The organism is Streptococcus suis (assembly GCF_017601095.1).
Taxonomy (GTDB): domain Bacteria; phylum Bacillota; class Bacilli; order Lactobacillales; family Streptococcaceae; genus Streptococcus; species Streptococcus suis_Z.
This window is the reverse complement of the sequence record NZ_JAGFUX010000003.1, coordinates 1-23,772: the sequence shown is the minus strand read 5'-3', so window position 1 is coordinate 23,772 and position 23,772 is coordinate 1. Positions and strand designations below refer to the sequence as shown.

The window sequence follows — 23,772 nt, the reverse complement described above, 5'->3', positions numbered from 1 at the left end:
GTCATGCCATTTATTTACGAAACCTATGATGCAGTCAGTCGGTCTGGCTTTAAGGATTTTAGGGCAGATTTGCCAGATTACCTCACGAAAAATTTGAAGCACTTCTTACGACCTTATCAGCAAGAGGCTATCGGACGTTATCTTCACTACAAAACGGATAATAATCGAATGATTCCAGAGCAAATTCTCTACAATATGGCAACTGGTTCCGGTAAAACGCTCTTGATGGCGGCGATTATCTTGGAGAAGTACCAGCAAGGCGAGCGGAATTTCATTTTCTTTGTGAACAACGATAATATCCTGACGAAAACAAAGGATAACTTCTTAGAAAGTGCTTCTGGTAAGTATCTTTTTTCGGAAAAGATTGTCATGGACGGACAAATAGTGACCGTGCGTGAAGTGACGGATTTTTCAGATAGCCGTGATGATAGTATTAACATCGTCTTTACTACCATCCAAAAGCTTCACCAAGACCTTAATACTCCGAGAGAAAATCGCCTCTCTTATGAGCAGTTTAAAGATATTTCGGTTGTCATGCTGGCGGACGAAGCTCACCACTTGAATGCTGGTTTGAGTAAGTCGGAGAAAGTTGATAATACGAGTTGGACGAGTACGATTGAAATGATTCAACGGACAGCTAGAAAATCTAGTATTTTTGAATTTACAGCGACGATTGATTTAACCAATCCGACGTTAGCTCAAAAATACGAAAAATCCTTGCTTTTCAAATATGACCTGAAAGAATTTCGACTGGATAAGTATTCTAAAGATGTTCTCTTTCACTTGGTAGACGGTGATATCAATCATCGTATGCTACAAGCAATCATAATCAGCCAATACCGCAAGAAAATCGCTCTGAAAAACGGTATCAACTTGAAACCCTTGGTTATGTTTAAGTCGCAGAAAATTGCAGAAAGTCAAGAAAATTTGGATGCGTTTTTGGGGTTGCTAGACAACCTTTCTTTAGAAGATATTCAAGCACAGCGAGAGCTGGTCTTAGAAATGGATGAAAAGTTCAGTATTTTGAAAAAGGCATTTTCTTATTTCGAGACAGTTGGGATTTCAGATACTGACTTGGTGGCGGAACTTCAGGAGGATTTCCGCAAAGAACGCTTGCTATTGGTGGATGGGAAAAACAAGAACAAGGATAGCCTGAACCTCCTCAACACCTTGGAACAGCCAGCAAATGAAATCCGTGCGATTTTCGCTGTGGATATGCTTAATGAAGGCTGGGATGTTCTTAACCTTTTCGATATTGTCCGACTTTACGATACCCGTGATGGTAAGACTACGAAAAATGGCTTTGTCGCAGGAAAAACAACAAACACAGAGAAACAGCTGATAGGTCGCGGAGCACGTTACTATCCCTTTGTGATTGGTGATAATCTGGAGGAAAAATACACTCGTAAGTTTGATAATAATGAAAATAATGAACTCCGTGTCATTGAACAACTTCATTATCACTCTGCTAATAATCCAAAATATATTTCAGAGCTTAAGCAAGTCTTACGTGAGTCTGGGATATTAGAGAGCCAAAATTTGGTAGAACATGAACTCAAGCTCAAGGACTCTTTCAAGAACACTCGAACTTACACCGATGGCATTGTCTGGATGAATAAACGCTTAACCTATGAACAATTGTTAGAGCAACGTCAGGAAAATCTTTTTGATACCAACTTTATTCCTCAGTCGTTCGAAGTTAAACTTCCAACTCACGGTGTGCGAGAAATTGAAGCGTTTGACGAGACAACTTATGTTTCGGAAGCGTTAGATGCCATGACCTTTAAATTTGGTAAGGTTGTCGGCGACAATATCGTCAGAACCGCCATCAACCGCAACAAGAAGTTTTCGTTTGATAATCTTCAAAAGGCTTTTGTAGGGCTTGCAAGTGTTGCTGGTTTCATTGATATGCTCGCGGATATTGATATTCGAGTTGAATCTCAATATCAAATGATATCTGATTTTACCCCAGATGATAAACTTTATATCACGGAAAAACTGCTTCATGTTATCGAGAAAGATTTGATTGCGACTGAGGAACGTTATTTTGGTTCAGAAAAATTTGAACAATATAAGATTAAAGACATTTTTGAAGATAATATTTTAAGGAAATACACTATCAATCATCAAAGTCAGGCAGAGTTTGGTTTATCTCAGAAAAATCCAGCCGAAACGCAATATTTTGAAGACTTGGACAATCTAGACTGGTACGCTTACGATGATAACTTCGGCACAAGTGAGGAGAAACTTCTCGTTCGCCTGATTAAAGATTTAATGATTGAACTTGAAGAAAAATGGACGGATATTTATCTGCTCCGAAATGAAAAAGCTGTTAAGATTTATAGTTTTGATAAGGGGCAAGCCTTTGAACCAGATTTTTTGATGTTTGCGAACGATAAAAAGACAGGAAATGTTTCTTGGCAAATTTTCATCGAGCCTAAAGGAAGTCAATTCTTGGATATTGATAATACCTTCAAGAATAGTAAAGAAGGCTGGAAACAGGAGTTCTTGCGTCAAATCTCTGAACGAGACGAGGCTAAAACACTCGTGGACGATGAACGCTATCGAATTATTGGGCTGCCGTTCTTTAACGAGGCGGTAAGTAAAGATGCAGTTAAGGAAACTTTGAGAGGTTTATAATCACGATGGAAAGTTTTACAATTGAGTTTGAAGCCGATTCGGAAGGCTACTTTACTTATGAGTGCCCATTTTGCGAAGAACAGTTTAAGCTATTAGCTTCCGAAGTACTAGATGAAGATTTTGAACTCGAGGAACTATTTTGTCCGTATTGCGGATTAGTTGATGATACTGATAAGTTCTATTCAAAAGAAATATTAGCCTATATTCAAAATCTCGCTGAAGAATGGATGATTAACACTATAAATAAGAGTTTGGGTTCAATCAAAAGTTCAAAGAATTTTAAGGTTGATTTCAAGAAGATAAAACATAACTCCATTGCTAAGCCATCTGAAATAGACTCTGTTGAAGAAGTATTAACTTGTAGGGTGTGCGAAAAACATGAAAAAGTTTTATTTAGTGCAGGTGCTTCAAAAGTTTTCTGTGCTTACTGTGGAGGTGATTTATGATGGAAGAATTACAAAAATATAGGAAAATCAGTCTAGATTTTAGAAGAAATTCATCAAATATGTTGAACACAAAGTATAATGATGGCTTGCTATATCTTGTCAGATTTAAAGAATTTATTGATAAGAGCGATATTATAAGTCAAATTTTAGAAGACTTATGGATTGATTTACCAAAAGACTTTAATGAGAAGCTCGTATCGGAAGACAGTAATTTAGGATGGAGCTATTTTAGTATTCCTATAGAGGAATCTAAACATCTAAAACTCTGCTATGATTATTTGAATAATATTATAGAAGATGATGTTGATTTAGCAGGATTATCTTGTGCATTTCTTTTAACTTCCTCTAAAAAGTTTAATGATAAAATACGAGAGTTTTTGAAGAAAGCCTTCAAGCCGTTAGTTGATTATATAAATGACCAATTATCTCAAAAAATAATGGAGTTAACAGGAGTATATCAAGCCATGTCTCAAATTACACAAAATATTGAAAATAATTATGGAACAGCTTCTGCGGTTGGGACTGGAACCATATCATCGGTAAATAATGTATCTGTGACAGATGTTGAAACAATAAAAAATCTCTGCTCAGATATTTTGAAAGACTTATCTGGATTAAATACGATGTCAGAGGATGATAAAGAAATAATTATTGATGATATTGAAACGATTCAATCAGAGGTATCTTCTGGTAGTCCCAAAAAGATAAAGCTCAAGAAAGCTTGGAGATCAATTCAAGGATTTCTTACTAAAATTCCATCAGGTCTAACTGTTGCATTACAGCTAACGGAACTCAGTGAAAAAATGTCCGCATTATTCTTTTAGTAGCTCTGGTTTTATTATAAAGTGTACAAAAAATCACAGCATTTCCGTGATTTTTTGTGGTTATAGGATTTTTGTTAATTTGGACTGCTGACTGATGTGTGCTATAATTAATTCATGAATGACTTCAAAGGAGGACAAGATGACAAACCTAAAAGAGCAGGTTGGGATTAAGGCGGCGGAGTTTGTGACGGACGGGATGATTGTTGGGCTAGGGACTGGCTCAACGGCCTACTATTTCGTGCAGGAGATTGGTCGCCGGGTTGCAGAAGAAGGGCTACAAATCACAGGCGTAACGACCTCTCATGCAACGGCTGAGCACGCTGCGTCCCTTGGGATTCCCCTAAAAAATATCGACGAAGTCGAATATGTGGACTTGACGGTGGATGGAGCAGATGAGGTGGACGGAGCCTTCAATGGTATCAAGGGTGGTGGTGCCGCACTACTCATGGAGAAGGTGGTCGCGGTCAACAGCAAGGACTGCATCTGGATCGTGGATGAGTCCAAGTTGGTTCAGACCCTAGGTGCCTTCAAGTTACCGGTGGAAGTCGTGCAGTACGGTGCGGAAAATCTTTATCGATTCTTTGAGGCAAAAGGCTACAGACCAAGTTTTCGGATGAAAGACGGCCAGAAGCACGTGACCGATATGAAGAATTTCATTATCGACCTTGATCTGCATCGCATCGAGGATACGGAGGCCTTGGCGGACGAACTGGATAAAACAGTGGGAGTAGTCGAACATGGGCTCTTTATTGGCTTGATTTCCAAGGTCATTGTCGGCACACCGCAAGGACCAAAAATTCTTGAAAAGAAATAAAGTGAAAACGCTTCTCATTATTCTGTAATGGGAAGTGTTTTTGTGGTATAATGAAAAGACGAACATTATAAAGGAGTTCTTATGTCTAAATTTAAACGTATTCATCTGGTGGTTATGGATTCTGTTGGAATCGGTGCTGCACCGGATGCAGACAAGTTTTTCAATGCTGGTGTCAACGACACAGAGTCTGATACACTAGGTCATATCTCTGAGAAGGCAGGGTTAGCAGTACCAAACATGGCAAAAATCGGTCTTGGAAACATCCCTCGCGACACATCCCTTGCGACGGTTCCTACTGAGGACAATCCAACTGGCTACGTGACCAAGTTGGAAGAAGTATCGCTTGGAAAAGACACTATGACAGGCCACTGGGAAATCATGGGCCTCAATATCACTGAGCCATTCGACACTTTCTGGGACGGTTTCCCAGAAGAGATTTTGACAAAAATCGAAGAATTCTCTGGCCGTAAAATCATCCGCGAGGCGAATAAGCCGTACTCTGGTACAGCTGTCATTGATGACTTCGGCCCTCGGCAAATGGAAACTGGAGAGTTGATCGTCTATACTTCCGCAGACCCTGTCCTTCAGATTGCAGCCCACGAAGAGATAATTCCCTTGGACGAATTGTACCGTATTTGTGAGTACGCTCGTTCCGTTACCCTTGAACGTCCAGCATTGCTCGGTCGTATCATCGCCCGTCCATACCTTGGTGAGCCAGGCAATTTCTCACGGACTGCCAACCGTCATGACTATGCGGTATCACCGTTTGAAGCAACTGTTCTCAACAAATTAGCAGATGCAGGTGTGCCGACTTACTCTGTCGGCAAAATCAGCGACATTTTCAACGCATCAGGTATCACCAACGACATGGGCCACACCAAGTCAAACATGCACGGTGTGGATGTCTTGCTTGAAACCATGCAGTTAGCTGACTTTGAGAAAGGTTTTTCATTCACTAACCTGGTGGACTTTGATGCCGTTTATGGTCACCGCCGTGATATCGAAGGCTATCGTGATTGCTTGCAGGAATTCGATGCTCGTATCCCAGAGCTTATCGATGCCATGCGGGAAGATGATCTGCTCTTGATTACGGCAGACCACGGAAATGATCCAGCCTATGCAGGTACGGACCATACTCGTGAGTATGTGCCACTCTTGGCTTATAGCAAGTCATTCAAGGGAAGTGGAGTCTTGCCAGTTGGACATTTTGCGGACATCTCAGCTACCATTTCTGAAAACTTCGGTGTTGAAAAAGCTATGATTGGTGAAAGCTTCTTGGAGAAACTAGTCTAATGGAACAACTGACGGTCTATTACAATCCTGACTGTAGCAAATGTAAGAAATTACAAGTCTTATTACCTAGTCAGAACTTGGACATCAAGTGGGTCAATTATTTAGAAAATCCTTTGACAGAGGCAGAATTGACAGCTCTTTTGAAAAAAATGGGCAGTCAGCCCTCTGCTGTTATTCGGTTGACAGAAGAAGAGCGAGCAGGTTTGTCAGAAGAAGAACTCTTTGAGCGTTTAGTTAAAGAGCCAGCTCTTCTCAACCGTCCCATTATCGAGCGAGAACAGACAGCCTTTCTCTGTCGTCCGCTCGACATCATCAAGGAAAGAATGCCAGAATACGACTGGTCAGCTTACTTATAAGGAAGGTAGCTATGAACAAAGTAACCATTTACCACAATCCAGAATGTGGCACATCCCGAAATACTCTTGCTCTCATTCGTCATCTTGGGATAGAACCAGAGATTATTCACTATCTGGAAACACCTCCTAGTAAGGAAAAGCTGGTAGGGTTGCTGGCGGAAATGGGATTGACAGCAAAAGAACTGCTTCGGACCAATGTTCCTCCTTATCAAAATATGGAAATTGATTGGGACAAGGCAGATGAAGAGGACATTTTATCAGCAATGATCACAGAACCAATCCTTATCAATCGACCGATTGTTGTAAGTTCCAAAGGTGTGAAATTGTGTCGTCCGTCAGAAGTTGTGTTGGAATTACTTCCGCCGATGACAGAAGTATTTATCAAAGAAGACGGAGAAGTTGTCTCACCTCTATAAAGCTATCTTTCTCTGTTCTCTCCTCGACATCATAAAGGAAAAAAACCAGAATATGTCTGGTCAGCTTATTTGTAAGAAACGCCTGCTTAATTTTTCGGAGGAAATAAAATGGAATTTATCATTTCTTATAAAGAGGAATTTAGTTTAGTAGCTGTTTCTTACGAGAGTGGATACAGTAGTCTATATGAATGTGAACGATTATTTATCAGATTAAAAGAATACTCAGACTATTTTGAAAGTGATCTAATTCGTTTATATGATATGGGCACAGATGGTCGAAATCAAATGATTGCCGATATTGAACAAACAAGACATCTTGCATTAGAAAATTATTATAATAAAGATTGTAAAGACTTTTATTAAAAAGGAGAAAAAATGAGTTTACTTGCAAAAATCAATGAAACAAAAGCTTTTTTGGAAGAAAAAGGAATGATTAAGCCAGAATTTGGTTTGATTTTGGGCTCAGGTTTGGGCGAATTAGCGGAAGAAGTAGAAAATGCTATTGTTATCGACTATGCGGATATTCCAAACTGGGGCAAGTCAACGGTTGTAGGCCACGCTGGTAAGTTGGTTTACGGTGATTTGGCAGGTCGCAAGGTTTTGGCTTTGCAAGGTCGTTTCCACTTCTACGAAGGCAATCCAATGGAAGTCGTGACCTTCCCAGTTCGTGTTATGAAAGCCCTTGGCTGTGAAGGCGTGATTGTCACCAATGCCGCTGGTGGTATCGGCTACGGTCCAGGTACCCTCATGGCTATTACAGACCACATCAACATGACTGGACAAAACCCATTGATTGGGGAAAACTTGGAAGAATTTGGTCCACGTTTCCCAGATATGTCCAATGCTTACACTAAAGAATACCGTGAAAAAGCCCATGCCGTTGCGGAAAAATTGGGCATCAAGTTGGACAATGGTGTCTACCTCGGTGTGACAGGACCTACCTACGAAACACCAGCTGAAATCTTGGCCTTCAAGACCATGGGTGCCCATGCAGTTGGTATGTCAACTGTTCCAGAAGTTATCGTGGCAGCTCACTCTGGCATGAAAGTCTTGGGTATTTCTGCTATCACAAACTTTGCGGCTGGTTTCCAATCTGAACTCAACCACGAAGAAGTGGTAGAAGTAACCGAGCAAATCAAGGGCAACTTCAAGGGCTTGGTCAAGGCTATTTTAGCTGAATTATAAGAATTTACAAATAGAATAAAGAGGTATATTACATGTCTATTCATATTTCTGCTAAACCAGGTGAGATCGCAGATAAGATTTTGCTTCCTGGTGACCCACTCCGTGCAAAATTCATCGCTGAAAACTTCCTTGAGGACGCAGTTTGCTTCAACGAAGTCCGCAATATGTTCGGCTATACTGGTACTTACAAAGGTCATCGCGTATCTGTCATGGGAACAGGTATGGGAATGCCTTCTATCTCTATCTACGCCCATGAGCTTATCAACGATTACGGTGTGAAGAAGCTCATCCGCGTGGGAACAGCAGGCTCACTTAATGCTGATGTCCATGTTCGGGAATTGGTCTTGGCTCAGGCAGCTGCCACTAACTCTAAAATGATCAATATTGATTGGCCAGAATATGACCTACCACAGATTGCCAGTTTCAATCTCTTGGACAAGGCCTATCATATTGCCAAAGACCTTAATCTGACGACTCATGTGGGCAATGTTCTATCTTCAGATAGTTTCTACTCTGCAAAACTCTTTGCTCGTAACCTAGAGCTTGGGCAACTTGGTGTCAAAGCGGTTGAAATGGAAGCAGCAGCACTTTACTATTTGGGAGCTAAATTCGGTGTCGAAACACTGGCTATCATGACCATCTCAGACAGCTTGGTCAACCCAGAAGAAGACACAACAGCAGAAGAACGTCAAAACACCTTTACAGACATGATGAAGGTCGGTTTAGAGACTCTGATTGCAGAATAATAAAGAAAGGCAAACTATTGTACGATTCGTATAATGGCTTGTCTTTTTTCGCTAAATAGGGTATAATCAGATTATGGAAAACGTTTACAAAAACACAAGAAACGTTTCTGAAAAAATTACATTAACATATTCAAAAGGAGATTTCGAGTGATTAACTTACAAAATTTTGTCCAATCCATGTATGCCAAACGTATCGAGGACTGTTCCGACCATGAACTTTACTATGCTTTGCTTGCATTTACAAAGCAACAGAGTGAGGCTAAATATACCAATGAGCAAAAGAAAAAAGTCTACTACATTTCTGCGGAGTTCTTGATTGGTAAACTTTTGTCTAACAACTTGATTAACTTGGGTGTTTATGATGAGGTGAAGAGTCAGCTTGCAGCGGCAGGGAAGGACTTAATCGCCATTGAAGATGTGGAGATGGAGCCATCTCTTGGTAATGGTGGCTTGGGTCGCTTGGCTGCCTGCTTCCTTGATTCCATTGCTAGTCTTGGCCTCAACGGTGATGGTGTCGGTTTGAATTACCACTTTGGTCTTTTTCGACAATTGTTTGAATACCACCAACAATCTGCAGTGCCAAATGAGTGGATTACGCCACGTTCTTGGTTGACAGAGTCTCCAATTTCTTACCAAGTACCATTCGCTAACTTCACTTTGACCTCAAAATTGTATGATATTGACGTGCCTGGTTATAAGACTGAGCGTAAGAACCGTCTGCGCTTGTTTGACCTAGGTTCTGTTGATGACAATATCATCTACGATGGAATTGAGTTTGATATGGAAGATATTTTACGCAACTTGACTCTTTTCCTTTATCCGGATGATTCAACGGATGAGGGTAAAGTACTCCGTATCTTCCAACAATATTTCATGGTGTCAAACGCAGCCCAACTCTTGATTGATGAAGCAGTTGCTAAAGGTTCAAATCTTCATGACTTGCCGGATTACGCTGTAGTTCAAATCAATGATACCCACCCATCCCTTGTCATTCCAGAATTGATTCGTCTTTTGGAACTCCGTGGCATTTCCTTTGATGAGGCAATCGAAATTGTCAAGAAAATGACTGCCTATACCAACCACACTATCTTGTCTGAAGCCCTTGAAAAATGGCCGCTTGACTTCTTGAATCGTGTAGTGCCACACTTAGTGCCATTTATCGAGGAATTGGACCGTCGTGCCAAAGAGGTAAAAAATGATCCAGCGGTTAATATCATAGATGATCAAGGCCGTGTCCACATGGCCCACATGGATATTCACTATGGATACTCTATCAACGGTGTGGCAGCCCTTCATACAGAGATTTTGAAAACTTCTGAGTTGAAAGCCTTCTACGAGCTCTATCCAGAGAAGTTTAACAACAAGACAAATGGTATTACCTTCCGCCGTTGGCTCATGCATGCTAACCCAAGCCTAGCTAGCTACCTGGATGGTTTGCTTGGACATGGATATCACCACGATGCTAGCGAATTGGAAAAACTCTTGGACCACAAAGATAGTAAAGAATTGAAGAAATGGTTGGAAGAAACCAAGCAGCACAACAAGCGTAAACTACAACGTCATATTGCCAAAACTCAAGGTGTACATGTCAATCCAGAGTCCATCTTTGATGTGCAAATCAAGCGTATGCACGAGTACAAGCGTCAACAGATGAATGTCCTCTATGTGATCCATAAGTATCTGGATATCAAGGCTGGCAATATTCCAACTCGTCCACTGACTGTCTTCTTCGGTGGAAAGGCGGCTCCAGCCTACACAACTGCCCAAGACATCATTCACTTGATTTTGGTCTTGTCACAAGTTATTAAAAATGATCCAGAAGTGGCACCACACTTGCAGTTGGTTATGATTGAGAACTACAATGTAACCGAAGCCAGCTTCATCATCCCAGCGGCAGATATTTCAGAGCAAATTTCTCTTGCATCTAAAGAAGCTTCTGGTACTGGTAATATGAAGTTCATGCTCAATGGTGCCTTGACCATCGGTACGGATGACGGAGCTAACGTGGAAATTCATGAATTAGTTGGAGATGAAAATATCTATATTTTCGGTCAAGATAGCCAAACTGTTATTGACCACTATGCAAATGGAACCTATCATCCATATGCATTCTACGAACGAAATGCTATCCGTCCATTGATCGATTTCATTACATCTGATACCATTCGTCATGCTGGTGGGATCGATGAGCGTCTCTGGCGCTTGCAGGACAACCTCAAGCATAATGACCACTTCATGACCTTGCTAGACTTAGAAGACTACATTGAAACCAAGGAAAGAATGTTGGCAGACTACGAAGATCGGGACAGCTGGTTGGACAAAGTCATTGTTAACATCGCCAAAGCAGGCTTCTTCTCATCAGACCGTACTATTCAACAGTATAACGAAGACATTTGGCATTTGGAAGCTAAGTAAATAAAATAAATTAAAAATGACCCTGCGGGGTCATTTTTTCTGTATTCTATTTTTGAAAGCTTGAGCCATTGCGGATTGTCCCAAGAAGTTTCCAAGAGCAAAGCCAGTGGTGTTCAGCAAGATGTCACCAAGGTCAAAGAAGCCCAGTGAAAAGAAGAATTGACAAGCTTCAACCAGTAAAATAGTACCTACAAAGAGAGAAAGTTTTTTCCAAGAAAATGAAAAGAGCAACCCAAGTGGTAAAAAGAGTAAGAGATTAAAGACCAATATAGCAGGATTGAGAAATAGGTCTTGAGAGAAGGTGCTAAGGAGCTCCAAGTTGACACCTCTGACGCCCATGCTTTTGAAAAAGAGAAGATAGACTAGCAGAAGCCCGTAGCAAGCGTAGAAAAACCAAAGTGTCAGTCGCGAAATATGGGGCTTATAGACAAGTCGAAATAGGGTAAAGCAAAATCCGGTCATTAACAGGATTGCGGCAAGTGTCGGCCAAAAATCAACCGTCATGAAAATGGTCGTGAACTGGTAAAAGAGAAAGGTCATGAAGAGCCAGCGACAGAGCAAAAATGACAGGATCAGGTTAATACAGTCATAGATAGCTTCTTTTCTCATAGAAGGCCTCCTTTTTATTTCATTATATCATTATTTGAGGGGGGGTAAAGGCTGTAAAAAATATTTTTATAGACAGTGTGCTATAATAGTTCTTATGAAAAAACGACCGACATCTGCCTATGTCCACATTCCATTTTGCACTCAGATTTGTTACTACTGTGATTTTTCCAAGGTCTTTATTAAGAACCAGCCTGTTGACGAGTATTTGGCAGCCCTCATAGAAGAGGTTAAGTTTTACGACCTGCCAGCCCTCAAAACCCTCTACATCGGAGGCGGAACACCATCGGCTCTCTCGGCAGACCAGTTGGATTACCTTTTGACCAATCTGGAGAACTTGCTGGACTTGTCACAGGTGGAAGAATTCACTATCGAGGCCAATCCAGGTGACTTGACGGCGGATAAGATTGCAGTGCTAAAAAAATCCAAGTGTAATCGGGTGTCGCTGGGTGTCCAGACCTTTGACGATCGGATGTTGAAAAAAATCGGTCGTAGCCACAACCAGGCCCAGATTTATGAAACCATTGCCGCCCTCAAGGAAGCAGGTTTCCACAACATTTCCATCGACCTAATTTATGCTCTGCCTGGTCAGACTATGGAGCAGGTGGTGGACAATGTCGCCAAGGCCTTGGAGCTGGATATTCCACACATGAGCCTTTACAGCTTGATTTTAGAAAACCACACGGTCTTCATGAACCGCCAGCGTCGTGGCAATCTGCATCTGCCCAACGAAGATGTGGAGTCCGATATGTTCGACTATATTCTTCAAGAGTTGGAGAAAAACGGCTTTGAGCACTACGAGATTTCCAACTTCACCAAGCCCGGCTTTGAAAGCCGCCACAACCTCATGTACTGGGACAACTCCGAGTATTACGGTTTGGGAGCAGGAGCTTCAGGCTACATCGACGGTATGCGCTACCGCAATCGCGGCCCCATCCAGCACTACCTCAAGTCCATCCGCGAAAAAGGCCATTCCCGCCTGCACGAAGAATTCCTCAGCCAGACCGAGCAGATGGAAGAAGAAATGTTTTTAGGGCTACGGAAAAAAACTGGCGTGTCCATTGAGCGATTCGAGGAAAAGTTTGGTATCTCCTTTGAAGACCGCTATGGTCAGGTGGTCAAAGACTTGAAAAATGAAGGTCTTTTACAAGAAGAAGACCGTTGGCTTCGGATGACCAAAAAAGGACTGTTTTTAGGCGACACAGTTGCCGAACGTTTCATTATAGAAGATTAGAAAGAGGACACAATGGGACTAACATACCAAGAAAACTTCACAATTCCCTTTGATATGTGTGATGTGAAGCAGGCTGTCAAACTGCCTGACTTGATTTCCTATTGTCTGGGGCTTTCGGGCCGACAGTCAGAAGAGCTGGGGCGGAGTGATCTCTATGTGTTTCAGGAATTTGGCTTGATTTGGGTGGTGACAGACTATGAACTGACTATTCAAGGCCTACCTAAATACAATGAAACCATTACCATTAAAACAGAAGCGGTTGCCTACAACAAGTTTTTCTGTCATCGGATGTTCTATATCTATGATGAGGCCGGCAATCTCTTACTGGATATTCTCTGTTATTTTGTTCTGATTGATTTTGAAACTCGCAAGGTGGTACCTGTGCCAGAAGCCTTGATTGCTCCTTATCAGTCTGAGCAAGTCAAGAAATTACCTCGGGCTCCCAAGTATCAGCTCTTGGAAAATCCATCTTTCCAAGCATTTCCTGTTCGCTATTTTGATTTGGATATGAATGGGCATGTCAATAATGGCAAGTACCTGGAATGGATGTATGAAGCACTGGGCTATGATTTTCTGCTCTGCCATGTCCCTAAAAAAATCCAACTCAAGTATCTCAAGGAAGTAGAGGCGACTAGCTTGGTGAGTTCACGTATGGTGGCGGAAGCTGGGGTCAGTCAGCATGAGATAGTGGTAGATGGGCATATACATGCGCAAGCTGTCATAGAATGGAGGGAAGATCATGTCACAGGATAAGTGGTTGGAATGGGCCGTACGTTTACAAGCCTTGGCTCAGACAGGCTTGGCCTATGGAAAAGATGTTTATGACATAGAGCGTTTCGAAGAAATCAGACAGATTGCGGCAGAGATGCTAGTAGAACCGTCTGGGCAGCCCTTGGAAGTGGTGAATGACCTGTTTTGCAATGAAACAGGCTATCAGACCCCTAAGTTGGATACCCGCGCAGCCATTTTCCAAGAGGATAAAATCCTACTGGTCCAGGAAAACGATGGGTTCTGGTCCTTGCCAGGTGGGGATTGTGTCATAATAATGACAGGTGCTTAAAACGCTGTCAAATCAAGGATTTGAGTGTTCTACAATCTGTCATTAAGGAGGAAAAATTTATTTTTTTTTATAATATCATATCGCACAAGCGAGGACATTTTACTAAGTGTTCTCGTTTTTTATTTTCAGGAGGAATACATGCAAAAGGAAGAACAGTCATCACGTCATATCGTGAAGAGCCATATCATGACCATCATGGGATTTGATAATCAAAAAGCAACTCAACTGGTAAATGAAATGGAACAAACAGGTTTAATCCGATTTGATGAATTCGGGAATTTTGGACTTTTAGTCTTGGAGGGACAATCATGAAACGAATTACCGCTAATCAGTATCAGACATCAGAGCGTTATTATAAACTCCCTAAAATTTTGTTTGAGAGTGAACGTTATAAGGATATGAAACTGGAGGTTAAGGTAGCTTACGCGGTTTTAAAAGATCGGTTGGAGTTGTCTTTGAGTAAGGGCTGGATTGATGAGGATGGGGCTATTTATTTGATTTATTCCAATTCAAATCTGATGGCACTATTAGGCTGTTCAAAGTCAAAACTACTCTCTATCAAGAAAACCTTACGCGAATATGGCTTAATTGATGAAGTCCAACAGTCCTCTAGTGAAAAAGGTCGAATGGCAAATAAAATTTACTTGGGGGAATTAGAACATGAAACTACCCCAGTCTTACATACAGACGGGGCTAGTGTTAAAAAAACACTAGGGGGGTCTCAAAGAAAGACGGGGCCGGTCTTAAATTCAGCCCCTAGTGAGACTGAAGGAAGTGAGACTAAATATAGTGAAACTAAAGGGAGTGATTTCCTTATTGAGGACGAGGAGGAGAGGCAGCAAGTAGTTGAGAAACAAGAAGAGAACTTTACTTCAAAAGTCGATGGCGTGACCAAGTACGATCGAGATTATATTTGGGGTTTGGTTCATGACCAGTTAAGACAGACGGGTCTATCTCAGTCAGCTAGTGACTATGCCATGATTTATTTTAGTGACCGGTATCAGTATGCATTGGAACATATGCGATTTGCTCGGTCAGCGGAAGTAATAGCTGAATACGTATTTAATGGTGTGCTGTCAGAGTGGACCAAGCAACTGAGACGACAAGAAGGAAAGGGAGGTGATTAAGTTGATTTGGTGAATACTAGGCGGAATCTATCTGATTTCTATCATCATTTTGATTGTTGAAGAAATCCGTGCACCAGAAATGGATGATCATATATAAGCAAGAGTTTTACAAGTGTAAGGCTCTTTTTTAGTTGGAAAGAGAGGAAAAATGAAATTTTTAGATTTATTTGCTGGGATAGGCGGTTTTAGGCTAGGGATGGAATCACAGGGTCATAAATGTCTGGGCTTTTGTGAAATTGATAAATTCGCTAGAACATCTTATAAAGCTATGTTTAACACAGAAGGGGAAATTGAATACCATGACATTAAAGAGGTCACAGACCATGACTTTAGACAATTTAGAGGGCAAGTGGACATCATCTGCGGGGGATTTCCTTGCCAAGCTTTTTCACTCGCAGGCAGACGACTGGGATTTGAAGATACTCGAGGGACTCTCTTTTTTGAGATTGCTCGAGCGGCCAAACAAATCCAACCACGTTTTCTATTTTTGGAAAACGTCAAAGGCCTACTCAATCACGACGAGGGACGGACGTTCGCCACAATCCTCTCCACGATGGATGAATTGGGGTATGATGTCGAATGGCAGGTGCTTAACAGTAAGGACTTCCAAGTCCCGCAGAACAGAGAGCGGGTCTTTATTATCGGACATTCTAGAAGATACCGTTCCAGATTCATATTTCCTCTCAGAAGAGAAAACAGCCCAGCTCATCTTGAAAGGCTAGGAAATATCAATCCCTCTAAACGTGGTTTGAATGGTGAAGTCTATCTGACGAATGGACTTGCTCCTACACTAACGAGAGGTAAAGGAGAGGGAGCTAAAATCGCCATTCCAGTCTTAACACCAGATAGACTTGAAAAACGCCAACATGGTCGTCGATTTAAGGACAATCAAGACCCTATGTTTACTTTGACCAGTCAAGACAAACACGGAGTTGTTGTCGCAGGAAATCTGCCGACTAGCTTTGACCAGACTGGAAGAGTATTCGACACTTCTGGTTTGTCACCAACCTTGACCACCATGCAGGGTGGAGATAAGGTGCCAAAGATTTTGCTGAGGGAGGAGCTGCCATTTCTGAAAATCAAGGAAGCCACAAAAAGAGGGTACGCAAAGGCAACTCTTGGAGACTCTGTCAATCTGGCTTATCCAGATTCAACCAAACGTAGGGGACGAGTGGGAAAGGGAATATCCAATACTCTGACGACTTCAGACAATATGGGAGTGGTAGTTGCTGCTCTGGAATATCGACAGGATAAGTGGTATGAAGTCACAGGCATTGTCTTAGACGGAAAACTCTATCGCCTGAGAATAAGACGACTGACACCAAGAGAGTGTTTCAGACTGCAAGGCTTTCCTGATTGGGCTTATGAAAGAGCAGAAAATGTTTCCAGTAAGAGCCAACTATACAAACAGGCCGGCAATAGCGTGACTGTCACAGTTATTGAAGCCATTGCCAGAGAATTTAGAAGAATAGAAGAGGAAGAAAAACATGAACCTACTACATAAGAAAAGTATCCTAGATTGTACCGAATTAGAAGAACGTATTCACCAAGTTGAAACCAATCAATTACTGGAAAAGATATTGTCGCTCCCCAATTTTGATTGTGACTTTGAGGTAACTTTTGAAGATGATTACCACAAAGAGATGAATGATCCCCTATTCTACGAATCCAATCTTCATCGGATTTCGGATTTTCTGGAAACTAGGGATATTAAAAATGGTGTAGATATACTATTGACGAAAGACAATCACCTGGCCTTTCGTGCCTTTGGTGAAAATTATACTGCTAGGGGAAAGGATGGCATTGTAACGACTCTGGTCACGGTCAAGTGCTTAGGTGAAGGACGGATGCCCATTGATATGAGTCGCTATTTCTCAACTCCTGAACCAACTGTTGAAAATAGCCTAACCTTATAAGGAGGAGCCTATGCTTGAGGTATATCTAGGAAATAATACCAATACAAATCAAGACTTACTAACCATTTTGACGACCTATGGAGTGGCTTATCGTTGTACAAAAGCATGTGATGTAAACCGTGAAATCTTACTGTCACTCTTTGCCAAAACCACGGATTGTTTTGAGTTGCTGTCGCCACGATTTCTTCGCTTTAAGCGTCAATATTCGATAAGTTTGAATGAGATGATTCAGCTTATTCTACAAAAGCCAGACCAAAACCTTCGTCTGCCTCTCATTGTCTGCCAGAATCATGTCTATCCAGCTATTGGGTTAGATGAAGTGCGAACCTTTCTTCCCAGACAGGTAAAAGAAGAGCTGTTTCAGGCCAGCCTGATGAAACAAGTGACAGGGTAGGTGTGAAGATGAATGAACGATTTTGGGACAATTTAGAAATCATTCTGGCGGAAAAAGACCTCACTTGGGCAGAACTAGCTCGCAAAGTATTCCAAGGTCAATATGTTTATCCAAGTGAGTTTAATCGCCTCTATCAAAAATTACGGCATTACAAATCCAATCGTCTAATGCCACAGACAAGATGGGTTGAGCGAATCGTTCTAGTCTTAGACATTGATTATGAAGATTTATTCAAGAGGTGACAATGATAAGGATAGTGTTGTTTTATCTAGCCATACAGCTTAATGGACTTCTGGTGAGTTTATACCTACAAGAGTATCTGACGATTGAGGTCCTAATCTTGCTACAATTGGTCCTATTAAGTGTGACTTGCTTAGAGATTGCCCGTCATAAAACTGTTCAAGCAAAAAATATAACCTTAAGAAATCGCCTAAGTTGGTTGCTTCTTGGTTTTGTGTCTATGGTTGCTTTTGCAGTCTTCATCAGCTTCCTATTTCCAGTTCAGACTAGGAATCAAGCGGTATTGGTACAAGTAGGAAAACAGGTTCTTCCTATTATCTTTTTATTGTTTCTGGCCAATGCAAGCATACTTGAGGAGATTGTTTATAGGCAATTTCTGTGGGAAAAATTGATATTTCCTTTTGTACAAATAGGCGTGACCAGTATTCTCTTTGTTCTATCCCATGGCCCCAATCAGTTAGGGAGTTGGCTCATGTATAGCTGTCTTGGCTTGACCTTGGCTGCTGTTCGATTGAAAACTGATTGTATGACGGCAATCGCCTTACATTTACTTTGGAATAGTTTGGCTTATGTCGTAACTTTCTTGTGATACCAAAATCAAGAGTGCTTCCGTATTATGGAAGCACCTTATGTTTGATAGGGAATCGAAAAAAGAGGAGGTCACCATGTCATCTGAACAACAAGAACGTCAAGCGATGCAATACGTAGAAAGAAGTAGTTTATTGACAGTTAGAACCCTCTTAAAGCTCTTAGAGTGGTCGGCTAGGCAAGCCTTAGCTCAAGATTCAGCTTATAAGATTGGGGTTCAAAAACTGGAAGAACTCCTTCAAAGCCCTTACGCCATTGAAGCGATTGATGTTAGTAAAGACATACTGGATAAGCCAATCGATGTGGAGAAATTTAAGGAGTTGATGGAGTCAGAAAAACTGCCAGTCGCAATTAGTTGGCAAAAAGACTATCTCTACTTTTATGCCAAGGATAAGACCTTGCTTGATCATCACTTGGATGAATTGTTGAAGAAACTGATGTCTAATCCAGAGAAGCTAGAAGGTTTAACCTTTGATAAAACCTTGGATCAAGAGATAGAACTGGCCAAAGAGAAAATTAGAGTGACAGAACCTTCGGCAGTCAAAACCAAGGAGGTGACCTTGTAATGTATTCCAGGCAAAAAGTATTTGTCTTTGGACTCTTGGGTCTCGCCTTTGGCTATTTCTGCCATCGTCTAACCCTACTCTATGATAGTTTAACCAATGCCCCACCTATGGAACGGTTTACCTACCTCTTAGGAGAGGGGCTAAATCAAGTCTTCAATCCTTTATGGCTTTTTACATTTACTCAAAAATCTCTTCTTGCCTTTATACTTGGGGTTCTAACGATGACACTAGTCTATCTTTATGTTTCAACAGGACAGAAGGTCTATCGAGAAGGGGAAGAATACGGTTCTGCACGATTTGGAAACAGTAAGGAAAAGCGGAACTTTTACAGTAAGAATCCTTTCAATGACACGATTATGGCTCGTGATGTTCGTCTAACCTTGTTGGAAAAGAAGAAACCCCAGTTTGACCGAAATAAAAATTTGATTGTCATTGGGGGTTCTGGGGCAGGTAAGACCTTTCGCTTTGTGAAACCAAACCTTATCCAGCTTAACTGTTCCAATATTGTCGTAGATCCTAAAGACCATTTGGCTGAGAAGACAGGTAAACTCTTTTTAGAAAACGGTTATCAGGTCAAGGTTTTAGACTTGGTTAATATGACCAATTCGGACGGTTTTAATCCCTTTCGTTATGTAGAAACAGAGAATGATTTGAACCGCATGTTAACGGTCTATTTTAACAATACCCGTGGATCTGGTTCTCGCAGTGATCCATTTTGGGACGAGGCTTCCATGACATTGGTGAGAGCTATTGCCTCTTATTTGGTAGATTTTTACAATCCACCAGGAAGTTCCAAGCAAGAGCAGGAAGCAAGACGTAAGCGTGGCCGTTATCCAGCCTTTTCAGAGATTGGGAAACTCATCAAACTCTTATCAAAGGGAGACAATCAGGACAAAAGTGTTCTTGAAGTCCTGTTTGAAGATTATGCTAAAAAATACGGTAACGAGAACTTTACCATGAGAAACTGGGCAGATTTTCAAAACTATAAGGATAAGACCTTGGATTCGGTGATTGCGGTCACAACAGCTAAATTTGCCCTCTTTAATATCCAATCGGTGATTGATTTGACGCAAAGAGACACTATGGATTTGAAAACGTGGGGCACTCAAAAGACCATGGTCTATCTTGTTATTCCAGACAATGATACGACCTTTCGTTTCCTATCTGCTTTATTTTTCTCTACGGTTTTCTCCACCTTGACCAGACAGGCTGATGTTGACTTTAAAGGGCAACTGCCGATTCATGTTAGAAGCTATCTGGATGAGTTTGCGAATGTCGGAGAAATCCCAGACTTCGCTGAACAAACCTCAACAGTTCGCTCTAGGAACATGAGTCTAGTTCCAATCTTGCAAAATATTGCTCAACTCCAAGGACTTTATAAGGAAAAAGAGGCTTGGAAAACTATACTGGGGAACTGTGACAGCCTCCTCTATTTGGGTGGAAATGACGAAGAAACTTTCAAATTTATGAGTGGTCTTCTAGGTAAACAAACCATTGATGTCAGAAGTACCAGTCGTTCTTTTGGGCAGACTGGCTCAAGTTCTACCTCTCACCAGAAAATTGCCCGTGACTTGATGACGGCTGATGAAGTCGGGAATATGAAACGAGATGAGTGCCTAGTACGCATTGCAGGGGTTCCTGTTTTTCGAACCAAGAAATATTTTCCGCTCAAACATAAGAATTGGAAATGGCTTGCGGATAAGGAAACCGATGAACGCTGGTGGCACTATTATATCAGTCCCCTAACCGCTGAGGAAGAAGTAGATTTATCAGGCCATAAAATAAGGGATTTAAGCACAGAAACGACAATACATTAATAGAAATGAGGAATTATATGAATCAAAAACTATCAGGCTTTGTTTACGGAGTGGACGCCAGCTCCATGTTCTCTCAAGCCATGTCTCTATTACAAAAAGGTTTGATTGCAGTAGGAGCCTTTCTTGTTGTCATGGGCATTATCAACCTTTCAACCAACATTAAAGATGGTGGGCCAGGTGTCCGAAATGCTATTCTAGAAATTGTTGGTGGGGTCATGGTGGGAGCCGCTGGTGCTTTTGTGACTCAGATTACCATTTAGGGGAGGACAGCACATGACATGATAATGAATTTTACGTCACCTTTTGTATTTCTAGCCTCTGAAAAAGTATCTAGTGATAGCCTTTTTGAAGGGTTTCAAGTGGATTTAGAATCAACCGCCAACTTGGTTAAGTCACTAGCGGACTTTAATCCGACGGTGTGGTCTTACATGACAGCCATTACCAAGGGGATTATGCAGCCCTTGGGAGTAGCTATTCTTGCGGTTGTTCTCGTACTCGAATTTTCAAAAATGGCCAAGAAAATCGCAAACTCAGGTGGTACAATGACCTTTGAAGCCATATCACCTATGATTGTCAGCTACATCATGGTCGCGGTCGTGATTACCAATACGACGGTTATTGTGGAAGCTATTATTGCCATTGCCTCTTATGTTATTGAACAAGTGGCAAGTCTTGTCACGAATGGTGGTACTAATTACGATACCATCTCAGGCATTAAGGGATCTGGGATTGTAGGAAAAATGATTATTGGCTTTTTTGCGATTCTCATTTGGTTGGTACGAATGGCCAGTATCATGGTTGTCAATATCTTGATTACCATTCGCTTTATCCAACTCTATCTGATGATTCCTTTTGCCCCTGTTACCATTCCGACCTTCCTTAGTGATGACTGGAGAAGTGTTGGGATTGGTTACCTTAAAAACATCATGGTCTATGCCGTTCAAGGTATTTTGATTTTTCTAATTGTATCTCTTGTCCCCTTGTTTGAATCGGCTGGAAAGATTGCCGTATCAAATGGAGCTGGAGTTATGGAATCACTCGCCATTATGTTTGGTGGCTTGGTACAGGCTATATTGTTAATCATTGCCTTAGTTGGCAGTCAACGAACCGCCCGAAGTATTTTGGGCATGTAGGAGGAAGGGAGTCACTATCTCGCCTCCTCTTTTTATAGCTTACTTAGATTGGAGAACATTTATGAACACTCGTGTCTTTAAGGACATCTCAAAGGTTCAACACAGGGCATGGCTAGGATTTACAACTAGACAGGTTATTTTTGTATTTCCAGCCGTCGCCATAACCATTTTGGTATTGGGTTTGAACCTATTTTACTGGCAATTTGGGGATTGGTTTGTCTATGGTTTTGTTTTTAGCTTTACCATTCCACTCATGTTATTTGGGGTCTATCGCCCCAACGATTTACCATTTGAAACCTACCTCAAGTACCGTTTTCATTATGAACTAACGGTGCCAGACCGCACATTTACTGGAAGAAAAGGAGACCAACGTGAAAAAATTAAAACACTCAATGAAACCAAAGACATCTTCTAATGACCAAAAGCAAAAGACGAAAACACAGAAGCAGGAGATCAGACCTTCTACCGTAAATACGTTAGCCTATCAAGGGCTTTTTCAGAATGGCCTTATGCAGGTCAGCCCAAGCTATTTCTCACAAACCTATCTCTTAGGAGATGTCAATTATCAAACAGTTGGCTTAGAAGATAAGGGAGCTATCGTGGAGAAATATTCCGATTTAATCAATTCACTGGATGATCAGACCAATTTCCAACTGACTATTTTCAATCAAAAAGTTAATTTGGAAAAATTCCGTAAGAGTATTCTCTATCCCTTGCAAGAAGATGGGTTTGATGCTTATCGTGATGAATTGAATCGCATGATGGATGCCAACTTAGAGGCGGGTGAGAACAATTTTTCAGCCGTCAAGTTTCTTTCATTTGGCAAGAGCGACCAAACACCAAAACTAGCTTTTCGTTCTCTGTCTCAAATTGGAGAATATTTCAAGAGTGGCTTTTCAGAGATTGATGTATCTCTTGGTTTGCTCGGTGGAGAGGAGCGAGTGAATGTCCTTGCGGATATGTTACGAGGCGAAAATCATTTACCGTTTTCTTACAAGGATTTGACTCTCTCAGGTCAATCCACCAAACACTTTATTGCCCCAACCTACCTTTCCTTTAAAAACAAAAATCATATTGAATTGGACGATAGATTATTACAGATTGTTTATGTTCGTGACTATGGTATGGAGCTAGGGGATAAATTTATTCGAGACCTCATGCAGTCAGATTTAGAAGTGATGATTAGCCTACATGCCAAAGGCTCTACCAAGTCTGAAACCATGACCAAGCTACGAACCAAGAAGACCTTGATGGAATCGCAAAAGATTGGGGAACAACAAAAGATGGCTCGGACTGGAATCTATTTGGAGAAGGTCGGGCATGTTCTTGAAAACAATATCGATGAAGCTGAGGCTCTTCTTCAAACCATGACCCAAACAGGAGATAAACTGTTTGACACCGTATTTCTAATTGGCGTGCTGGCGGATACTGAAGACCAACTCAAACAATCTCTTGATATTATCAAGCAAGTGGCAGGGTCTAATGATATGATTATCGATAACTTGACCTATATGCAAGAAGCTGCTTTTAATAGTCTCTTGCCATTTGGGAAGAACTATCTCGAAGGTGTTTCCCGGTCTCTATTGACTTCAAACATTGCCGTGAATGCCCCTTGGACTTCCGTAGATATTCAGGACAAGGGTGGGAAATTTTATGGCATCAATCAAATCTCAAGTAATATCATCAGTATTGACCGTGGCAAGTTAAATACTCCGTCAGGTTTGATTTTAGGGACTTCTGGAGCTGGCAAAGGGATGGCGACAAAACATGAAATCATCTCTACAAAGCTCAAGGAAGCAGATAGTGATACTGAAATTATTATTGTTGATCCAGAAAATGAGGTGCGACAAGAAGTCGTGTTGTAAATTGCTAGTTTAGCTACTCTATCCATTTGGGGTAATCCTACCACAGCCTGCTTGACTGGTAACGGTTATGTTGGGAAGCCTGTGGGACAAT

General features: G+C 41.4%; 27 protein-coding genes and 1 pseudogene. 27 read left to right on the top strand and 1 reads right to left on the bottom strand.

Going from position 1 to position 23,772, the window contains the following annotated elements; genetic code table 11:
• Nucleotides 1-3 precede the first annotated feature (3 nt).
• From J5566_RS02995 to J5566_RS02945, 11 genes are all read left to right on the top strand, one after another.
• Nucleotides 4-2,640 (top strand): DEAD/DEAH box helicase family protein, encoded by a 2,637-nt coding sequence (locus J5566_RS02995; RefSeq protein WP_208562010.1) that lies wholly within the window; start codon nt 4-6, stop codon nt 2,638-2,640.
• Between the two features lie 5 nt (nt 2,641-2,645).
• The gene (locus tag J5566_RS02990) at nt 2,646-3,086 is read left to right on the top strand and encodes a hypothetical protein (RefSeq protein WP_208562009.1); all 441 of its coding nucleotides are present in this window, start codon (nt 2,646-2,648) and stop codon (nt 3,084-3,086) included.
• Nucleotides 3,083-3,910: a hypothetical protein gene (locus J5566_RS02985; protein WP_208562008.1), complete on the top strand. Its 828-nt coding sequence runs from the start codon at nt 3,083-3,085 to the stop codon at nt 3,908-3,910. Before J5566_RS02990 ends, J5566_RS02985 begins: the two co-directional genes overlap by 4 nt.
• A gap of 139 nt (nt 3,911-4,049) precedes the next feature.
• Nucleotides 4,050-4,724: a ribose-5-phosphate isomerase RpiA gene (rpiA, locus tag J5566_RS02980; RefSeq protein WP_208562007.1), complete on the top strand. Its 675-nt coding sequence runs from the start codon at nt 4,050-4,052 to the stop codon at nt 4,722-4,724.
• A gap of 81 nt (nt 4,725-4,805) precedes the next feature.
• A complete protein-coding gene (locus J5566_RS02975; RefSeq protein WP_208562006.1) occupies nt 4,806-6,017 on the top strand; it encodes a phosphopentomutase in 1,212 nt (403 codons plus the stop codon).
• On the top strand, nt 6,017-6,373 hold the full coding sequence (locus J5566_RS02970) for an arsenate reductase family protein (protein ID WP_208562005.1): 357 nt from the start codon (nt 6,017-6,019) through the stop codon (nt 6,371-6,373). Before J5566_RS02975 ends, J5566_RS02970 begins: the two co-directional genes overlap by 1 nt.
• Nucleotides 6,374-6,384: 11 nt before the next feature.
• Nucleotides 6,385-6,789, top strand: a complete 405-nt coding sequence (gene arsC / locus J5566_RS02965; RefSeq protein WP_208562004.1) for an arsenate reductase (glutaredoxin) — start codon at nt 6,385-6,387, stop codon at nt 6,787-6,789.
• 108 nt (nt 6,790-6,897) lie between these two features.
• Nucleotides 6,898-7,152, top strand: coding sequence for a hypothetical protein (locus tag J5566_RS02960; protein WP_208562003.1), 255 nt, complete (start codon nt 6,898-6,900; stop codon nt 7,150-7,152).
• Between the two features lie 12 nt (nt 7,153-7,164).
• Nucleotides 7,165-7,974, top strand: a complete 810-nt coding sequence (locus J5566_RS02955) for a purine-nucleoside phosphorylase (RefSeq protein ID WP_208562002.1) — start codon at nt 7,165-7,167, stop codon at nt 7,972-7,974.
• Between the two features lie 32 nt (nt 7,975-8,006).
• A complete protein-coding gene (gene deoD / locus J5566_RS02950; protein WP_208562001.1) occupies nt 8,007-8,720 on the top strand; it encodes a purine-nucleoside phosphorylase in 714 nt (237 codons plus the stop codon).
• A gap of 147 nt (nt 8,721-8,867) precedes the next feature.
• Nucleotides 8,868-11,135, top strand: coding sequence for a glycogen/starch/alpha-glucan phosphorylase (locus J5566_RS02945; RefSeq protein ID WP_208562000.1), 2,268 nt, complete (start codon nt 8,868-8,870; stop codon nt 11,133-11,135).
• A gap of 30 nt (nt 11,136-11,165) precedes the next feature.
• Here the strand turns inward: J5566_RS02945 and J5566_RS02940 are convergent, their stop codons facing one another.
• A complete protein-coding gene (locus J5566_RS02940; RefSeq protein ID WP_208561999.1) occupies nt 11,166-11,744 on the bottom strand; it encodes a VanZ family protein in 579 nt (192 codons plus the stop codon).
• A 94-nt stretch (nt 11,745-11,838) separates the two neighbouring features.
• On the opposite strand from J5566_RS02940, the gene hemW reads away from it, so the two are divergent.
• The 16 genes and pseudogenes from hemW to J5566_RS02860 all read left to right on the top strand — a co-directional run bounded on the left by hemW (nt 11,839) and on the right by J5566_RS02860 (nt 23,681).
• Complete coding sequence (gene hemW, locus J5566_RS02935) at nt 11,839-12,975, top strand: radical SAM family heme chaperone HemW (protein WP_208561998.1); 1,137 nt, start codon at nt 11,839-11,841, stop codon at nt 12,973-12,975.
• A gap of 12 nt (nt 12,976-12,987) precedes the next feature.
• Nucleotides 12,988-13,728, top strand: a complete 741-nt coding sequence (locus tag J5566_RS02930; protein WP_208561997.1) for an acyl-ACP thioesterase domain-containing protein — start codon at nt 12,988-12,990, stop codon at nt 13,726-13,728.
• Nucleotides 13,715-14,011 (top strand): annotated as a pseudogene (locus J5566_RS02925) (NUDIX hydrolase); the annotation flags it as partial. The gene J5566_RS02930 and the pseudogene J5566_RS02925, both read left to right, overlap by 14 nt.
• Before the next feature lie 162 nt (nt 14,012-14,173).
• Nucleotides 14,174-14,347, top strand: coding sequence for a hypothetical protein (locus tag J5566_RS02920; RefSeq protein ID WP_105110400.1), 174 nt, complete (start codon nt 14,174-14,176; stop codon nt 14,345-14,347).
• Nucleotides 14,344-15,162 (top strand): replication initiator protein A, encoded by an 819-nt coding sequence (locus tag J5566_RS02915; protein ID WP_105110399.1) that lies wholly within the window; start codon nt 14,344-14,346, stop codon nt 15,160-15,162. The genes J5566_RS02920 and J5566_RS02915 overlap by 4 nt, the downstream gene beginning before the upstream one ends.
• A gap of 148 nt (nt 15,163-15,310) precedes the next feature.
• Entirely contained in the window at nt 15,311-16,666 is a 1,356-nt protein-coding gene (gene dcm / locus J5566_RS02910; RefSeq protein ID WP_105110398.1) for a DNA (cytosine-5-)-methyltransferase, read from the top strand.
• Nucleotides 16,650-17,078, top strand: coding sequence for a hypothetical protein (locus tag J5566_RS02905; RefSeq protein WP_208561996.1), 429 nt, complete (start codon nt 16,650-16,652; stop codon nt 17,076-17,078). Before dcm ends, J5566_RS02905 begins: the two co-directional genes overlap by 17 nt.
• A gap of 10 nt (nt 17,079-17,088) precedes the next feature.
• On the top strand, nt 17,089-17,472 hold the full coding sequence (locus J5566_RS02900; RefSeq protein ID WP_105110396.1) for a hypothetical protein: 384 nt from the start codon (nt 17,089-17,091) through the stop codon (nt 17,470-17,472).
• Between the two features lie 8 nt (nt 17,473-17,480).
• On the top strand, nt 17,481-17,714 hold the full coding sequence (locus J5566_RS02895; protein WP_105110395.1) for a transcriptional regulator: 234 nt from the start codon (nt 17,481-17,483) through the stop codon (nt 17,712-17,714).
• 2 nt (nt 17,715-17,716) lie between these two features.
• The gene (locus tag J5566_RS02890) at nt 17,717-18,301 is read left to right on the top strand and encodes a CPBP family intramembrane glutamic endopeptidase (protein ID WP_208561995.1); all 585 of its coding nucleotides are present in this window, start codon (nt 17,717-17,719) and stop codon (nt 18,299-18,301) included.
• Nucleotides 18,302-18,377: 76 nt separating this feature from the next.
• The gene (locus J5566_RS02885) at nt 18,378-18,866 is read left to right on the top strand and encodes a hypothetical protein (protein WP_044680748.1); all 489 of its coding nucleotides are present in this window, start codon (nt 18,378-18,380) and stop codon (nt 18,864-18,866) included.
• Nucleotides 18,866-20,683 carry a VirD4-like conjugal transfer protein, CD1115 family gene (locus J5566_RS02880; protein ID WP_208561994.1) on the top strand — a complete coding sequence of 606 codons (1,818 nt, stop codon included), beginning with the start codon at nt 18,866-18,868 and terminating at the stop codon, nt 20,681-20,683. The genes J5566_RS02885 and J5566_RS02880 overlap by 1 nt, the downstream gene beginning before the upstream one ends.
• Before the next feature lie 17 nt (nt 20,684-20,700).
• Nucleotides 20,701-20,943 (top strand): hypothetical protein, encoded by a 243-nt coding sequence (locus J5566_RS02875; RefSeq protein ID WP_001072171.1) that lies wholly within the window; start codon nt 20,701-20,703, stop codon nt 20,941-20,943.
• A gap of 18 nt (nt 20,944-20,961) precedes the next feature.
• Entirely contained in the window at nt 20,962-21,816 is an 855-nt protein-coding gene (locus tag J5566_RS02870) for a conjugal transfer protein TrbL (protein WP_172060738.1), read from the top strand.
• A gap of 61 nt (nt 21,817-21,877) precedes the next feature.
• Nucleotides 21,878-22,231 carry a PrgI family protein gene (locus J5566_RS02865; protein ID WP_024376818.1) on the top strand — a complete coding sequence of 118 codons (354 nt, stop codon included), beginning with the start codon at nt 21,878-21,880 and terminating at the stop codon, nt 22,229-22,231.
• A complete protein-coding gene (locus tag J5566_RS02860; RefSeq protein WP_244228945.1) occupies nt 22,209-23,681 on the top strand; it encodes a VirB4-like conjugal transfer ATPase, CD1110 family in 1,473 nt (490 codons plus the stop codon). Before J5566_RS02865 ends, J5566_RS02860 begins: the two co-directional genes overlap by 23 nt.
• The last annotated feature ends 91 nt before the right edge of the window (nt 23,682-23,772 follow it).

Bases quoted from the DNA above. Each gene is read 5' to 3' on its own strand.
- J5566_RS02995 (WP_208562010.1), top strand. From the start codon at position 4: ATGCCATTTATTTACGAAACCTATGATGCAGTCAGTCGGTCTGGCTTT.
- J5566_RS02990 (WP_208562009.1), top strand. From the start codon at position 2,646: ATGGAAAGTTTTACAATTGAGTTTGAAGCCGATTCGGAAGGCTACTTT.
- J5566_RS02985 (WP_208562008.1), top strand. From the start codon at position 3,083: ATGATGGAAGAATTACAAAAATATAGGAAAATCAGTCTAGATTTTAGA.
- rpiA (WP_208562007.1), top strand. From the start codon at position 4,050: ATGACAAACCTAAAAGAGCAGGTTGGGATTAAGGCGGCGGAGTTTGTG.
- J5566_RS02975 (WP_208562006.1), top strand. From the start codon at position 4,806: ATGTCTAAATTTAAACGTATTCATCTGGTGGTTATGGATTCTGTTGGA.
- J5566_RS02970 (WP_208562005.1), top strand. From the start codon at position 6,017: ATGGAACAACTGACGGTCTATTACAATCCTGACTGTAGCAAATGTAAG.
- arsC (WP_208562004.1), top strand. From the start codon at position 6,385: ATGAACAAAGTAACCATTTACCACAATCCAGAATGTGGCACATCCCGA.
- J5566_RS02960 (WP_208562003.1), top strand. From the start codon at position 6,898: ATGGAATTTATCATTTCTTATAAAGAGGAATTTAGTTTAGTAGCTGTT.
- J5566_RS02955 (WP_208562002.1), top strand. From the start codon at position 7,165: ATGAGTTTACTTGCAAAAATCAATGAAACAAAAGCTTTTTTGGAAGAA.
- deoD (WP_208562001.1), top strand. From the start codon at position 8,007: ATGTCTATTCATATTTCTGCTAAACCAGGTGAGATCGCAGATAAGATT.
- J5566_RS02940 (WP_208561999.1), bottom strand. From the start codon at position 11,744: ATGAGAAAAGAAGCTATCTATGACTGTATTAACCTGATCCTGTCATTT.
- hemW (WP_208561998.1), top strand. From the start codon at position 11,839: ATGAAAAAACGACCGACATCTGCCTATGTCCACATTCCATTTTGCACT.
- J5566_RS02930 (WP_208561997.1), top strand. From the start codon at position 12,988: ATGGGACTAACATACCAAGAAAACTTCACAATTCCCTTTGATATGTGT.
- J5566_RS02920 (WP_105110400.1), top strand. From the start codon at position 14,174: ATGCAAAAGGAAGAACAGTCATCACGTCATATCGTGAAGAGCCATATC.
- J5566_RS02915 (WP_105110399.1), top strand. From the start codon at position 14,344: ATGAAACGAATTACCGCTAATCAGTATCAGACATCAGAGCGTTATTAT.
- dcm (WP_105110398.1), top strand. From the start codon at position 15,311: ATGAAATTTTTAGATTTATTTGCTGGGATAGGCGGTTTTAGGCTAGGG.
- J5566_RS02905 (WP_208561996.1), top strand. From the start codon at position 16,650: ATGAACCTACTACATAAGAAAAGTATCCTAGATTGTACCGAATTAGAA.
- J5566_RS02900 (WP_105110396.1), top strand. From the start codon at position 17,089: ATGCTTGAGGTATATCTAGGAAATAATACCAATACAAATCAAGACTTA.
- J5566_RS02895 (WP_105110395.1), top strand. From the start codon at position 17,481: ATGAATGAACGATTTTGGGACAATTTAGAAATCATTCTGGCGGAAAAA.
- J5566_RS02890 (WP_208561995.1), top strand. From the start codon at position 17,717: ATGATAAGGATAGTGTTGTTTTATCTAGCCATACAGCTTAATGGACTT.
- J5566_RS02885 (WP_044680748.1), top strand. From the start codon at position 18,378: ATGTCATCTGAACAACAAGAACGTCAAGCGATGCAATACGTAGAAAGA.
- J5566_RS02880 (WP_208561994.1), top strand. From the start codon at position 18,866: ATGTATTCCAGGCAAAAAGTATTTGTCTTTGGACTCTTGGGTCTCGCC.
- J5566_RS02875 (WP_001072171.1), top strand. From the start codon at position 20,701: ATGAATCAAAAACTATCAGGCTTTGTTTACGGAGTGGACGCCAGCTCC.
- J5566_RS02870 (WP_172060738.1), top strand. From the start codon at position 20,962: ATGATAATGAATTTTACGTCACCTTTTGTATTTCTAGCCTCTGAAAAA.
- J5566_RS02865 (WP_024376818.1), top strand. From the start codon at position 21,878: ATGAACACTCGTGTCTTTAAGGACATCTCAAAGGTTCAACACAGGGCA.
- J5566_RS02860 (WP_244228945.1), top strand. From the start codon at position 22,209: ATGAAACCAAAGACATCTTCTAATGACCAAAAGCAAAAGACGAAAACA.